The organism is Bradyrhizobium nanningense (assembly GCF_004114535.1).
GTDB lineage: Bacteria > Pseudomonadota > Alphaproteobacteria > Rhizobiales > Xanthobacteraceae > Bradyrhizobium > Bradyrhizobium nanningense.
Genome location: NZ_LBJC01000024.1, coordinates 252,969 through 266,535 on the forward strand (window position 1 = coordinate 252,969; position 13,567 = coordinate 266,535).

At 65.0% G+C, this 13,567-nt stretch carries 10 protein-coding genes; 1 reads left to right on the forward strand and 9 read right to left on the reverse strand.

The features are described from left to right. Positions 1-186 precede the first annotated feature (186 nt). The 6 genes from XH84_RS18755 to pcaF all read right to left on the reverse strand — a co-directional run bounded on the left by XH84_RS18755 (position 187) and on the right by pcaF (position 6,889). Positions 187-1,275 carry a phosphotransferase gene (locus tag XH84_RS18755; RefSeq protein WP_128922798.1) on the reverse strand — a complete coding sequence of 363 codons (1,089 nt, stop codon included), beginning with the start codon at positions 1,273-1,275 and terminating at the stop codon, positions 187-189. Positions 1,276-1,323: 48 nt separating this feature from the next. After that, a complete protein-coding gene (locus XH84_RS18760) occupies positions 1,324-3,012 on the reverse strand; it encodes a methyl-accepting chemotaxis protein (RefSeq protein WP_128922797.1) in 1,689 nt (562 codons plus the stop codon). Between the two features lie 228 nt (positions 3,013-3,240). Beyond that, positions 3,241-3,843: a protocatechuate 3,4-dioxygenase subunit alpha gene (pcaG, locus tag XH84_RS18765; protein ID WP_128922796.1), complete on the reverse strand. Its 603-nt coding sequence runs from the start codon at positions 3,841-3,843 to the stop codon at positions 3,241-3,243. Further along, positions 3,844-4,545 (reverse strand): protocatechuate 3,4-dioxygenase subunit beta, encoded by a 702-nt coding sequence (gene pcaH, locus XH84_RS18770; RefSeq protein ID WP_128922795.1) that lies wholly within the window; start codon positions 4,543-4,545, stop codon positions 3,844-3,846. It lies immediately after the preceding gene. A 124-nt stretch (positions 4,546-4,669) separates the two neighbouring features. Then, the gene (locus XH84_RS18775; RefSeq protein ID WP_128922794.1) at positions 4,670-5,563 is read right to left on the reverse strand and encodes a dioxygenase family protein; all 894 of its coding nucleotides are present in this window, start codon (positions 5,561-5,563) and stop codon (positions 4,670-4,672) included. A 117-nt stretch (positions 5,564-5,680) separates the two neighbouring features. Next, positions 5,681-6,889: a 3-oxoadipyl-CoA thiolase gene (gene pcaF, locus XH84_RS18780; RefSeq protein WP_128922793.1), complete on the reverse strand. Its 1,209-nt coding sequence runs from the start codon at positions 6,887-6,889 to the stop codon at positions 5,681-5,683. 216 nt (positions 6,890-7,105) lie between these two features. Here pcaF and mutS point away from each other — a divergent pair, with 216 nt between their 5' ends. Then, the gene (mutS, locus tag XH84_RS18785) at positions 7,106-9,844 is read left to right on the forward strand and encodes a DNA mismatch repair protein MutS (RefSeq protein WP_128922792.1); all 2,739 of its coding nucleotides are present in this window, start codon (positions 7,106-7,108) and stop codon (positions 9,842-9,844) included. A gap of 73 nt (positions 9,845-9,917) precedes the next feature. On the opposite strand, the gene XH84_RS18790 is transcribed toward mutS, so the two are convergent. The 3 genes from XH84_RS18790 to XH84_RS18800 all read right to left on the reverse strand — a co-directional run bounded on the left by XH84_RS18790 (position 9,918) and on the right by XH84_RS18800 (position 13,467). Continuing rightward, positions 9,918-11,594, reverse strand: coding sequence for a methyl-accepting chemotaxis protein (locus XH84_RS18790; RefSeq protein WP_128922791.1), 1,677 nt, complete (start codon positions 11,592-11,594; stop codon positions 9,918-9,920). Positions 11,595-11,966: 372 nt separating this feature from the next. Continuing rightward, entirely contained in the window at positions 11,967-12,776 is an 810-nt protein-coding gene (locus XH84_RS18795) for a hypothetical protein (RefSeq protein ID WP_128922790.1), read from the reverse strand. 181 nt (positions 12,777-12,957) lie between these two features. Continuing rightward, on the reverse strand, positions 12,958-13,467 hold the full coding sequence (locus tag XH84_RS18800) for an OsmC family protein (RefSeq protein WP_097661553.1): 510 nt from the start codon (positions 13,465-13,467) through the stop codon (positions 12,958-12,960). Positions 13,468-13,567: the final 100 nt, after the last annotated feature.

Below are 13,567 nucleotides of genomic sequence, written 5' to 3' on the forward strand. Positions count from 1 at the left end.
CGCGATCGAGCTACGATCTCCGCCGTCGTCCCGGACAAGCGCAGCGAAGCGGAGCGCAGATCCGAGACCCATAACCACAGGGAGAGACTTGGCGAAGACTCGGAGTTACCAGTCTCGCGCCAAATTGCTGCTTGTGGTTATGGGTCCCCGCGTTCGCGGGGACGACACCGAATTTGCGGCGCGCCTCTACAACAATTCCTCGCACCCCAAATCATCCACCGCCGCAAACACCCGCTCCAGATTGTTCCACCAGATCAGTGGCGGGAGGTTGATACTCCATTGCCAGACCGGCTTGGTGATGTGCCAGAGCACCGACCGGCGGTAGTCCTGGTCGAGTGCGCCGCGCGTATAACCGGCTACGCCGTGCGAGATCAGGGTCTCATGATAGCGGTTGAGCAGCTGGCGCTCGAGCGTCTGCCGACGCTCCGGATACCATTGCGTCGCCATCATGTAGGCGAGGTCGTGGGTCGGCACGTTGATACGCCACTGGTCGAAATCGAAAATGCGCACGGTGCCGGCAGTGTCAGCGCGCGGCAGCAGGAAATTCCAGGTATGAGCATCGCCGTGGGCAATAGAGAGATGCCGATGGGAATGATAGCGCTCGAGCAAACGATCCGACTGCTCGATGAACCGACGATAAAGGATACGTCGTTCTTCGCTCAGGCGGTCGCCAAGAAGATCGGCGAAACGATCGTAATGGCCAGCAAAGGTCTCCATCAACTTTGACGTATCAGCGGCGCTCATCCAGTCACCGACGGTCTCGCCGAGATCGGGATGGTCCCACCAGGCCGCATGCCAGCGCGCCAGTGTCGTGACGATCGCCATTGCCTGTTCGCGCGAGGGTGGCAGCGGCCATTGGGTTGCGATCTCATGACTATCGGTGAGATCTTCGAGCAGGAGATGCCAGACAAGGCTCTCCTCGTCGAAATGCCCGTCGAAGCAGCGCGGCGCCACACCCGGCGGCATTGTCGGCGCGAGCTGGGTATAGAAGGCCACTTCGTGCCGACCGGAATTGACCAATGTCTTGGCGTAGGTCGGCTGCGGCATCTTGAGGATGACGGAGTGCGGTGCCCCGGCGGATTCTCCGACATAGCGCAGCCCAAGGCGGATGACCTGCGACACCAAGGCTGGGTGCTGATGCAGCACCTTCACCTCACGGACCGCGCCGGCGTCCAGCACGCCGCCTCGGCGTAGCGCGGCTGTCAGTCGGGCGGGCTCAACGACCGCCGGCAGTTGTGGAGGTGTCATAGCCACGATGCCCCTGTCCCGGACCATACTGCACGATCACAACCATCGGCACCAGCGGCAGGCATCGCCCCAGGCTCAGGCTGCTGCGGTCGAATCGCGCACCGTCCGCACCACGACCGACCGCAGCTGTTCGAGATTAGCCGCCATGCCGGCGATCGCCTGCCTGACCTCCGCGGCGCGCTCGTTCACGGACGCGGCGTCGCGGCTGACATTGCCGATCTTGGCCGAGACCTCTTTCGCCGCGGACGCCGATTCTGAAATCGATCGCGTGATCTCCCGCGTCGCGGCGTCTTGCTCTTCCATCGCGGCGGCAACCGAGGTCGCTACGCCGTCGATCTCGACGATGTGCCCTCCCATCGTCTCGACGGCATCGACCGCAGCCTGCGTCGAGGCCTGGATCTCGGCAATCAGCCGCGCGATCTCCTCGGTGGATTTGGCGGTCTGATCCGACAGAGATTTCACCTCGGCGGCGACCACGGCGAAGCCGCGACCGGCCTCACCGGCGCGCGCTGCCTCGATCGTGGCGTTGAGCGCCAAGAGGTTGGTCTGGCCGGCGATGCCGCCGATGAGGTCGGTGACCTCGGCGATCTTCTTCACCGATCCGGCCAGCGCCTGGATGGTCGAGCGCGCCTGCTCGCGGCCGGCGACCGCCGATTTCGTGACCGTGCTGGTCCGCGCGACCTGGCTCGCGATCTCGCGGATCGAGGCGCTCAGCTCTTCAGCTGCGGCCGAGACGGTCTGCGAACTGCCGAGGGCCTGGGTGGAGGCTGCGGCAACGGCCTGCGACTGCGCGGAGAGCGAACTTGCGATCTCGGACAGGCTGGTGGCAGCCCGCTCGACGCCATGGCTCGCCGCGCTTGCCGTGTCGACCGACCGGCCGGTCTCGCGTTCGACGGTCTCGGCCATCTGGTGCAGGGCCGAGCGCTTGGCCAGCGCCGCCTCCTGCTCCTGCCGCAACTGTTCCTCGCGCAGGCGGGAATTCTCGACCGCCGCCTGCTTGAACACCTGGAGCGCCCCCGCCATCGAGCCGACCTCGTCCTGGCGGTGCGCGAACGGAATGTCGGCGGCGAGATCGCCGGTCGAAAGCTTCTGCATCGTTTCCGTCATGCGCACGATCGGGCGCACCACGCCGAGCGCGACGCCGAGCAATCCCGCGGCGATGAAGGTGAGGACGGCGGCAGAGACGCCCAGGAGGATCCAAAGCATCGCGCCGTCGCGGTCCGCGGCCAGCTTTTCCATGGCGGCATTCTGCTTGTTGGCGTTCTCGACGATGCTGTCGATCACGGCGCGATGCGCCGTGTAGGCGTCCTTGAGCGCGGCATAGGCGCGTTCGGACGCAGCCGCGTCCTTGGCCTTGAGGGCCGGCAGGAGCTGGTCGGACGCCTTCCAGAATTTCTGCACCTCGGCGTCGGATTTCGGCACCAGCGCCGTCTTCAGGTCGGCCGAGAGGCTGGAGGAGACCCAGAATGCCTTGCGCTCATCGTAGTCCTTGCGGAGCTGAACCAGCCGTTCGCCGTGGGCCGCCAGCTGATCCGGCTCGCGCATGGCCAGGGTCGCCTCAAGATAAGCCTCGATGACATATTCCGGCGGCGGCAGGATGTCCGCGATGAGGTCGTTGCCGAGCTTGATGTCGGAGTAGAGCGGACCGCCGACCTTGAGCTCTTTTAGGGCGTACAGACTGGTCGAAACCACCGCGGCAAAGCCGATGGCGAGAACGATGCCGAATGCAATGATCGCAGAGGATAAAGACAGACGAAATTTCATGAAACAATCCAGGGTGGAGTCGAAACTGGATCCACCCTAGACCAATGCGGTAAATACGGAATTGCTTCGCGCTGAAATTGCATCGGGAGAAACCCCGCATAACCACGGGAATTGGGCTCGAGCCAGCCGTATTTGAGTCAGCAACGCTGACGCACCAACGCAGGAAGAGACCGTGCGAGCCTGCATGAGACTGCGCGCCGAGGACCGGGCCGCCCGGCGCTCATGGCCTCAGATGTCGAAGAACACCGTCTCGTTGTCGCCCTGGAGCCGCAAGTCGAGCCGATAGACCGATTTGCCGGCCTCGCGCACCGCGATCAACGTGGCGCGGCGATCAGCGGGTACCAGCGACAGCACGGGGTCGGCTGAGTTGTCGGCCTCGTCGCTGAAATAGATGCGGGTGTAGAGATGCCGCAGCATGCCGCGGCCGAACACCGCGACGAGGATGTGCGGCGCCTGCGGCTTGCCGTCGGGATCCGGCACCGCGCCCGGCTTGATGGTCTCGAATGCGTAATTGCCGTCCTTGTCGGTGCCGCAACGGGCAAAGCCGCGGAAGCTCGCATTCGGCAGCGCACGCTTGTCCTGCGGGTCGGCAAAGCGGCCTTGCGCGTCCGCCTGCCAGATCTCCAGCATGCAATCCGGCACGGCGACGCCATCGCCATCGAACACGCGGCCTTCAATACGGACGCGATCACCCGTGACGTCGGGGGTCAGCGTCGAGTTGGTGAACGCGTCGTTCCAGGCGTACTCGCCGGTCGGCGTCAGGCCGTATTTGAAGAACGGACCGACGGTTTGCGATGGCGTGATCCCATTGGGCTTCCCAGACTCTTGCACTTAATGGTTCTCCATGGGGGTGGCGTTCTTGCCGCGCAGCACGATGTCAAAGCGGTAGCACAGCGCCCATTCGGGCTGGGTATTCTCGAGGTCGAACGACGAGACCATGCGCGCCCGCGCCTTCTCGTCCGGCACCGAGTTGAAGATCGGGTCGAACGGGAACAGCGGATCGGCCGGGAAGTACATCTGCGTCACGAGGCGCGTGACGAAGGAATGGCCGAACACCGACAGATGAATGTGCGCCGGCCGCCATGCATTGTGGTGATTGCCCCACGGATAGGCGCCGGGCTTGATCGTCACAAAGCGGTAATAGCCGGAGGCATCGCTCACAGTGCGGCCCGCGCCGGTGAAATTCGGATCGAGTGGCGCCGGATGCTGGTCGCGGACATGGACGTAACGCCCGCAGGAATTGGCCTGCCAGATCTCGACCAATGAGCTCGGCACGCCCCGGCCATCCTCGTCGCGCACATGGCCGTGGACGATGATGCGCTCTCCGAGCGGCTCGCCGCTGTGCTGGCGGGTGAGATCGTTGTCGCCCTCGCGCACGGTCTCGTGGCCGTAGACCGGACCGGTGAGCTCCGACAGCGTATGACGCATCGGGATCAAGGGCTTGTTCGGCGCGCGCTTGATCGAGCTCTTGTAGTCGGGCGACAGCGGCAAAGGATGCGCCTTGTTGCTGTCGGTCGGATAGATGAATGTCATTGGCGAACTCCTCCCCGGCCATTGTGGTCCGGCCGGTCAACGTCCGCCAATCATTATAGGACATAACTAATTTGGGGAAGCAGGTTTAGCGGCCCGCCTGCGCGCCGGATTTGGTCCGAAGGCCCTATTTGATCGGCGGCCGCGGCAGCGTGGCCTCGCCGGCTTCGAGCCGATAGGTGTGATCGAGCGAATACCAGGGCGCGACGACGTCCGGCACTGCCGGATGCGGCGAGTCATGGCGCTGGAACTTGCCGATCAGCGCCCGTGTCACGCCGAACTGCACATCGCTGTCGATATGCGGATCGGCGGGGTCGTAGACCTGCGAGATCAGCGTCTTGAATCCGGGCTTGAAGATCAGGGCGTGCAGATGCGCGGGACGATAGGGATGCCGGCTCTGCGCCGCCAGCAAGCGGCCGACCACGCCATTGGTCGGGATCGGATAGCCGACCATCATCACCGAACGGAAGGAGAAGCGCCCATCCTGGTCGGTCGTGAACTTGCCACGCAGGTTCATGTCAGCCTGCTCAGGATCCTGGTTCTCGTAGAGGCCGACCGGGGAGGCGTGCCAGACATCGACCTCGGCGCCGGCAACGGGACGGCCATCCTGACCCACAACGCGGCCGCTGACGAACAGCGGCGCGCCCGGGGTCTCGGAGCGCACGATCGAGCCGCCGTTCTCGACCCGCGGCGAGTTCAGCCGCCAGAACGGCCCGAGCAGTGATTGATCGGTTTCCGTATTCCCCTGATCGCCATTGTTGAGCAGGCACACCAATGAGGAAACGCCGAGTGAGCCTGCCATCAGCACGGCTTCGTTGTGCGTGTCGGTCGAGAGCTTGCCGAGCTCGGCCACGATCGCCGTGGCGTCGCGAAACTCCTTCTCGGTCAGGCGGACGTCGCGAATGAAGGCATGCAGATGCTTGACCAGGGAGAGCATGATCTGGCGCATGCGCGGATCGGAGGTCTGCTCCATCACCGCCAGTGCCGCGGCCGTGACGTCCTGCTCGCGCTCGATGATCATGCCGCTAATTTCTCCCTGTCATTCCGGGGCAGCCCGACAGGGCTGAACCCGGAATCTCGAGATCCCGGACTCCGCCCTATCGGGCGGCTCCGGGATGACCGGACGCTAAGCGTCCGGTCAGTTCAGCTTCTCGATCGCAACGGCCACACCCTGGCCGACGCCGACGCACATGGTGGCGAGTGCGAGCTTGCCGCCGCGCTTTTCCATGCCGTGGACGGCGGTGAGCGCGAGGCGCGCGCCGCTCATGCCGAGGGGATGACCGAGCGCGATGGCGCCGCCATGCGGATTGACGAAATCGGCATCATCAGGCACGCCGAGCTGGCGCATGCAGGCGATGCCCTGGGACGCGAAGGCCTCGTTGAGCTCGATCAGGTCGAAATCGCTGATCTTCTTGCCGAGGCGCTCCATCAGCTTGCGGGTCGCGGGCACCGGACCGATGCCCATGATGCGCGGCGGCACGCCGGCCGAGGCAAGACCGAGGATGCGGGCGCGGGGCGTCAGGCCATGCTTCTTCACAGCCAGCTCCGAGGCCAGGATCATCGCGGCAGCGCCGTCATTGACGCCGGAGGCGTTGCCGGCCGTCACGGTGCCGGGATTGCGCACGATCGGCTTCAGCTTGGCGAGGCCTTCCAGCGTCGTCTCGGGGCGCGGATGCTCGTCCTTGTCGACGGTGATAGGGCCGGCCTTGCCGCCGGGAATGGTGATCGGGGTGATTTCCTCGGCGAAATAGCCGGCGGCGATTGCCTTGCCGGCGCGCTGCTGCGAGCGGATGGCGAAGGCGTCCTGGTCGGCGCGCGAGACCTGGAATTCCTCGGCGACGTTCTCGCCGGTCTCCGGCATGGCGTCGACGCCATACTGCGCCTTCAGCAATGGATTGATGAAGCGCCAGCCGATCGTGGTGTCGAAGATCTCGGCCGAGCGCGAGAAGGCCTCCTGCGCCTTGCCCATCACGAACGGCGCCCGGGTCATCGACTCGACGCCGCCGGCGATGGCCAGCTCGATCTCGCCGGAGCGGATGGCCCTGCTGGCAGCACCGACCGCATCGAGGCCGGAGGCGCACAGGCGGTTCAGGGTCTGGCCGGGAACCGAATCCGGCAGGCCTGCAAGCAGGAGCGCCATGCGCGCCACGTTGCGGTTGTCCTCGCCGGCCTGGTTGGCGCAGCCGAGGAAGACTTCGTCTACCTGCGCCCAGTCGAGATTGGGGTGCTTGGCCATCAGGGCCTTGATCGGAGCGGCGGCGAGATCGTCGGCGCGCACCTTGGCGAGCGAGCCGCCGAAGCGGCCGATCGGGGTCCGCACGGCATCGCAAATAAAGACGTCACGCATCGTTGTTCTCCCTGAATGCCGCGGTTCGGCCCAAATTCTTCAATGTCGGCGGAGTTTTAGGAGGGCGCCCGCGGCAGGTCAATTGACCGATGCACGCGTGTTCCGAGGGGTCTGCACGCCGGCCACGCATGCCGCAATGCGGACAACGTGGAAAACCTCCCCTTCCCGGCCAAAGCGATAGGAGCAGGTGTCGAAATTTTGTAGGTTGCGCCGCCCATGACAGTGCAACAGCCGATACCCGTCCCGCCCCCCGACGAAGCGCCCGCAGCGCCGGCGGAAGCCGCCGCGCGCGTCACGCCGATGATGGAACAATACCTGGAGATCAAGGCGGCGCACCAGGGCCTCTTGCTGTTCTACCGGATGGGCGATTTCTACGAATTGTTCTTCGAGGACGCCGAAATCGCCTCCAAGACGCTCGGCATCGTCTTGACCAAGCGCGGCAAGCATCAGGGCGCCGACATCCCGATGTGCGGCGTGCCCGTCGAGCGCTCCGAGGACTATTTGCACCGCCTGATCTCGGCCGGTCACCGCGTCGCGGTCTGCGAGCAAACCGAGGATCCCGCCGCTGCGAAAGCGCGCGGCAACAAGAGCGTGGTCCGCCGCGGCGTGGTGCGGCTGGTGACGCCGGGCACGCTGACCGAGGACACGCTGCTCGATGCGCGTGCCAACAATTACCTGCTGGCGATCGCGCGTGCCCGCGCCTCCGGCGGCGGCGACCGTTTCGGCCTCGCCTGGATCGACATCTCGACCGCCGAATTCATGGTCACCGAATGCTCCAGCGGCGAGCTCGCCGCGACGCTGGCGCGCATCAATCCGAACGAGGCGATCGTCACCGACGCACTCTTCAACGACAGCGAGCTCGGACAGACCCTGCGCGAGCTGCCGGCCGTGACGCCGCTGACCCGCGACGTGTTCGATGGCGCCACCGCCGAAAAGCGGCTGTGCGACTATTTTGCGGTCGCGACCATGGACGGGCTGGCACAGCTCACGCGCCTCGAGGCCACCGCGGCGGCCGCCGCCGTCACCTATGTCGACCGCACCCAGGTCGGCAAGCATCCGCCGCTGTCGCCGCCCGCGCGCGAGGCTTCGGGCGCGACCATGGCGATCGATCCGGCCACCCGCGCCAATCTCGAGCTGACGCGAACGCTCGCGGGCGAACGCCGCGGCTCGCTGCTCGACGCGATCGACTGCACCGTGACGTCGGCGGGATCGCGCCTGCTGGCGCAGCGGTTGGCGGCACCGTTGACGGATGCGCCCGCAATTGCGCGGCGGCTCGATGCGGTCAGCACCTTCGTCGCCGATTCAGCCGCACGCGAGGACATCCGCAGCATTTTGCGCGGCGCGCCCGACATGTCGCGGGCGCTGGCCCGTCTCTCGGTCGGTCGCGGCGGGCCGCGCGATCTCGCCGGCATCCGCGACGGCATCATCGCCGCCGACCAGGTGCTGACGCGGCTTTCCGAACTGGATCAACCGCCGCAGGAGATCGCAGCGGTGATGGCAGCGCTGCAAAGGCCGTCGCGCCAGCTGGCGGCGGAATTCGCCAGCGCACTCGACGAGCAGTTACCGCTGATCAAGCGTGACGGCGGCTTCGTTCGACAGGGCTATGAGCCTGCCCTCGACGAAGCGCGAAATCTGCGCGACGCCTCGCGTCTCGTGGTGGCCTCGATGCAGGCCCGCTACGCCGACGCGACCTCCGTCAAGGGCCTCAAGATCCGCCACAACAACGTGCTCGGCTATTTCGTCGAGGTCACCGCGCAGCACGGCGACAAGCTGATGTCGGCCCCGTTGAACGCGACCTTCATCCATCGCCAGACGCTGGCGGGGCAGGTGCGCTTCACCACCTCGGAACTGGGCGAGATCGAGGCCAAGATCGCCAATGCCGGCGACCGCGCCCTTGGACTGGAGCTCGAGATTTTCGAGCGGCTGTCAGCGAAGGCCATGGCGATCAGCGACGACCTGCGCGCCGCCGCCCACGCTTTTGCCTTGCTCGACGTCGCAACATCGCTGGCGAAACTCGCGGTCGACGATAATTACGTGCGACCGGAGGTGGACGACTCCCTCGGCTTTGCGATCGAAGCCGGCCGCCATCCCGTGGTCGAGCAGGCCCTGAAGCGCAATGGCGAACCGTTCATCGCCAATGCCTGCGATCTCTCGCCGGCTCCTGGTCAAAAATCCGGCCAGCTCTGGCTGCTCACCGGTCCCAACATGGCCGGCAAATCGACTTTCCTGCGTCAGAACGCGCTGATTGCGCTGCTCGCCCAGATCGGCAGCTTCGTGCCGGCCACGCGGGCGCGGATCGGCATCGTCGACCGGCTGTTCTCGCGCGTCGGCGCCGCCGATGATCTCGCGCGCGGCCGTTCCACCTTCATGGTGGAGATGGTCGAGACCGCGGCAATCCTGAACCAGGCCGGCGAGCGCTCGCTCGTGATCCTGGATGAGATCGGCCGCGGCACCGCGACCTTCGACGGACTCTCGATCGCCTGGGCCGCGATCGAGCATCTGCATGAGAGTAACCGTTGCCGCACCCTGTTCGCCACGCATTATCACGAGCTGACCGCGCTCTCGGCCAAGCTGCCGCGGATGTTCAATGCCACCGTGCGGGTGAAGGAGTGGCAGGGCAATGTCGTGTTCCTGCACGAGGTGCTGCCGGGCTCGGCCGACCGCTCCTACGGCATCCAGGTGGCCAAACTCGCCGGCCTGCCGCCCGCGGTGATCACGCGCGCGAAATCGGTGCTCTCCAAGCTGGAGGCGCAGGACCGCGGCCAGACCGCGCGCGCGCTGGTGGACGATCTGCCGCTGTTCGCCGTGCCCTCGCGTGCCGCGGCGGAAGCCGCCCCGCCGAGCGAAGCCGAACTGCTGATGGAGGCCGTGAAGGCGCTGCATCCGGACGAGATGTCGCCGCGCGAGGCGCTCGATGCACTGTATGCGCTGAAGGCGAAGCTGCCGAAGCAGTGACGGTGCCGTAGCCCAAATGAGCGAAGCGACATGCGGGCTACGACGGTGTCTGCGCCGAAAGAGAAACGCCTACCTACGCCCGCGCCGCGATCGCCGCCGCTTCTGCCGCCGCCCGCTGCATGCTGGTCGACATCTCGTTCGTCACCGTGCTCTGCTCCTCGACGGCCGCAGCGGTTGAGGTCACATATTCGCTGACATTGTTGATGGCCTGCTTGATCGAACCGAGCGCGCTGACGACGTCGCCGGAGATGCCGTTGAGGCTGCCGATCTCCTGGCCGATCTTGTCGGTCGCCTGCTTGGCCTGATTGGCGAGGCTCTTCACCTCGGAGGCGACCACGGCAAAGCCGCGACCGGCTTCGCCGGCCCGGGCGGATTCGATCGTGGCATTGAGCGCGAGCAGATTGATCTGGCCGGTGATGTTGTTGATCATCTCGACGATGCCGCTCATCGACTGCGCCGCCTCGGTAAGGCGCTGTGCCTGTGCATCGGCCGAGGAGACCTGCTCCACCGCGCTCATCGCGGTCTCGCGGGACTTCGTCATCGCTTCGGAGATCTCCCGGACCGAGGCGTTCAACTCCTCGGAGCCCGCCGCGACCGATTCCATCATGCCGCGCACGCGCTCGTTGCCCATGCGGACCAGCACCTGCTTGGTGGTGTCGGTGGCATATTTGACGACCTTGAACGGCTTGCCGTTGAGATCGAGAATCGGATTGTAGGACGCCTGGATGTAGACCTCCTTGCCGCCCTTGCCGATGCGCTTGTATTCGGCCGCCTGGTACTGGCCGCGGTTGAGCGCCGCCCAGAACTCACGATAAGCAACCCCGTCGCGCTCGTTGGGCTCGACGAACATGCTGTGATGCTTGCCCTTGATCTCGGCCAGCGAATAACCGAGCGTGGCGAGGAAGTTGGCATTCGCGGTGATGATCGTGCCGTCCATGTTGAACTCGATCACGGCCTGCGCTTTGTCGATGGCCGCGATCTGACCGGCGAGGTCGGCATTCTTCAGCTTCTCCGCGGTGACGTCGGTCGCGAACTTGACGACGCCGTACGGCTTGCCTGCCTCGTCGAGCAGCGGGTTGTAGGAAGCGAGAATCCAGACCTCGCGGCCGCCCTTGCCGATACGCTTGAACTCGCCGGCCTGGTAGTCGCCGCGGTTGAGCGCAGCCCAGAACTCGCGATAGGCCGCGCTGTTGCGGTCGGCCTCGGCCACGAACAGGCTATGGTGCTTGCCCTCGATCTCGGACAACGAATAGCCGAGCGCCTTGCAGAAATTCTCGTTGGCGGTGACGATGGTGCCGTCGAGCCTGAACTCGATCACGGCCTGGGCGCGGCTGATGGCGGCGATCTTCGAAGCATCCGTCATGCTCCGCATCTTCTTCGCGGTGATATCGGTCGCAATCTTGGCGACCATCACCGTCTTGCCGTTGCCGTCGAGCACCGGATTGTAGGATGCTTCGATCCAGACTTCGCGGCCGCCCTTCGCGATCCGCTTGAACTCGCGCGCCTGACACTCGCCACGGTTCAACGCAGCCCAGAACGCCTTGTAGTCGGCGCTGTCGCGCTGGTCGGCCGGCACGAACATGGAATGGTGCTTGCCCTGGATCTCGTCAAGCTGATAACCGAGGGCGTCGAGAAAGTTCTTGTTGGCCGTGATAATCGTGCCATCCAGATTGAATTCGATCATGGCCTGGGAGCGGCCGATCGCATCGAGCCGTGCTTGTGCATCAATCTGGGACTTGCGACCGAACATCAAAGAATCTCCATCTCGAAATAATGCCTGGAAGGACACATCCGCCGGGATGCCCCCCTGCGGCGCCACAGCTGCATTCCAATCATCCCGCGGGTCCGTACAGTCGGATACAGATCGGACAAAGTTTCACGCCGACGACAGCGGAAGCGGGTATGCAAGATAGTTCGTACGGGAAAAGCTCGAACAAAGTTCTAATACAAGTGTCGGAAATCGGCGGGAACCAAAACGACCTCTGTCCACGTGCCGATCAGTCCCGGCCGCGGCACGACTTGAAATGACGCATCTCATTCAATGGCTTGCGAAGATGCGGCATTGCCATCGAGCATGCCGGACACGACTCTTCGCGACGTGGCGTCGCGCTGATCCGTAGTCTTACGGCTGCTGTCGCGCCTTGTGCATCGCTCGCCGGCCGATCCCCCACAGCGTCAGATTCCAGGCGATGCAGGTGCCGAGCGCGAGACACAGACCGACGGCCGAGCCGAACGACACGACCGCAACGTGCAGAACTGCGATTGCCGTGCCGAAACCGAGCAGGCCCCAGGCGGAGTTGGCGAGCACGGCGGCGGTCGGCGGGCCGCCGATGCGCGGATGCAGGATCACCATGATGCTGGAGAAGACCACGGGATACAGCGCGATGATGCCGCTGATGCGGGGACCGACCCAGCCCGAGGTCGAAACAACGATGGCGACGAGGGTCGCCACCAATGCAGCTCGCATCGGTACGTCATACCAGCGGCGCGTCACCAGCGGCATTTTCACATGGCGATAGCCGCTCAGGAGCGGAATGCAGATGCCGAAGGCGATCAGGTTAGCGGCCAGCCCGGCGGTGAGCGCCCAGTCGAACTGACGGACGATCGAAGCAAGCACGATCCAGACCGCGACTGCGCTGCCACAACTCACCAGAAGATCGTGCCGCTGCGCCAGCACGACATAGGTGAGACACATGAAGATCGTCGCCGCATTGATCGGAAGGCTCGCCAGCGCGCCCTGCGCGATGAAGGCGGCGTCGTGGTCGAGCGCGAGGAAGACGTAGGATGGACCGGCCGACACCGGCAGGGTCGCGACCAGCGCGCCGATCACCGGTCCCGCGCGTTCGGTGATGATCGACGCCGTCACGACGAACGCCGCCGCGATCGCCATGCGCAGGAGAAGGAAGAGGATGAAGTGGAGGTCGGGGGACATCTGTCTGTCATTCCGGGGCGTGCAAAGCGCGAGCCCGGAATCCATAACCACAGGCCGGAGTGGTTTATGAGCTGGAGCAACGGCCGTCTGAAATCACGACGGCTTGGGGTTATGGGTTCCCGGGCTCGCGCCAAGCAGCGCGCCCCGGGACGACACCGATTGTTGTGCTGCGCCTCGCGCCTTACATCCGCTGCATCGACACCGACACCTTCGGGCCGTTCTTGATGGTCTGGTAGACCACGCAATAGCGCTCGGTCAGCTTGAGCAGAAGATCGAGCTTGTCCTGCGGCGCGTCGGTGTCGACCTCGAAGCGCAAACGGATCTCGGCGAAGCCGACAGGGGTCTCCTTGTCGACGCCGAGCGTGCCGCGAAAATCGAGATCGCCCTCGGCGTATACATTGCCGGTCTTCAAGGGCACCTCGATCGCGGTCGCAACTGATTTCAGCGTGACACCGGCGCAGGCGACCAAGGCTTCGAGCAGCATGTCGCCGGAGCAGAGCTCGAGACCGGAACCGCCGGTCGCCGGATGCAGGCCGGCCATCGCGATGGCGCGGCCGGTCTCGACCTTGCAGGCGATGCCTTCGCTATCGGTGGAGCCCTTGGCCTTCAGTGTGATCAGCGCGGTCTTGGGATCGGTCTTGTAGCGCTCCTTGATCGGAGCCTGCATTTGGCGCAGTTGGGCGGCGTCCATTTTCGTTCTCTCCCGGCATATCGCATCTGACGAGCGGTATAGAAGGCGATCCGTTTCGTGTCAGCCCGTGATTGATGGAAGGCTGCCATGAGCGTCCGGA

Coding starts and splice junctions, on each gene's coding strand:
- XH84_RS18800 (WP_097661553.1), bottom strand. CDS start 13,467: ATGGACGCCGCCCAACTGCGCCAAATGCAGGCTCCGATCAAGGAGCGC.
- mutS (WP_128922792.1), top strand. CDS start 7,106: ATGACAGTGCAACAGCCGATACCCGTCCCGCCCCCCGACGAAGCGCCC.
- XH84_RS18795 (WP_128922790.1), bottom strand. CDS start 12,776: ATGTCCCCCGACCTCCACTTCATCCTCTTCCTTCTCCTGCGCATGGCG.
- pcaH (WP_128922795.1), bottom strand. CDS start 4,545: ATGACATTCATCTATCCGACCGACAGCAACAAGGCGCATCCTTTGCCG.
- XH84_RS18755 (WP_128922798.1), bottom strand. CDS start 1,275: ATGGTCCGGGACAGGGGCATCGTGGCTATGACACCTCCACAACTGCCG.
- XH84_RS18760 (WP_128922797.1), bottom strand. CDS start 3,012: ATGAAATTTCGTCTGTCTTTATCCTCTGCGATCATTGCATTCGGCATC.
- XH84_RS18790 (WP_128922791.1), bottom strand. CDS start 11,594: ATGTTCGGTCGCAAGTCCCAGATTGATGCACAAGCACGGCTCGATGCG.
- pcaF (WP_128922793.1), bottom strand. CDS start 6,889: ATGCGTGACGTCTTTATTTGCGATGCCGTGCGGACCCCGATCGGCCGC.
- XH84_RS18775 (WP_128922794.1), bottom strand. CDS start 5,563: ATGATCATCGAGCGCGAGCAGGACGTCACGGCCGCGGCACTGGCGGTG.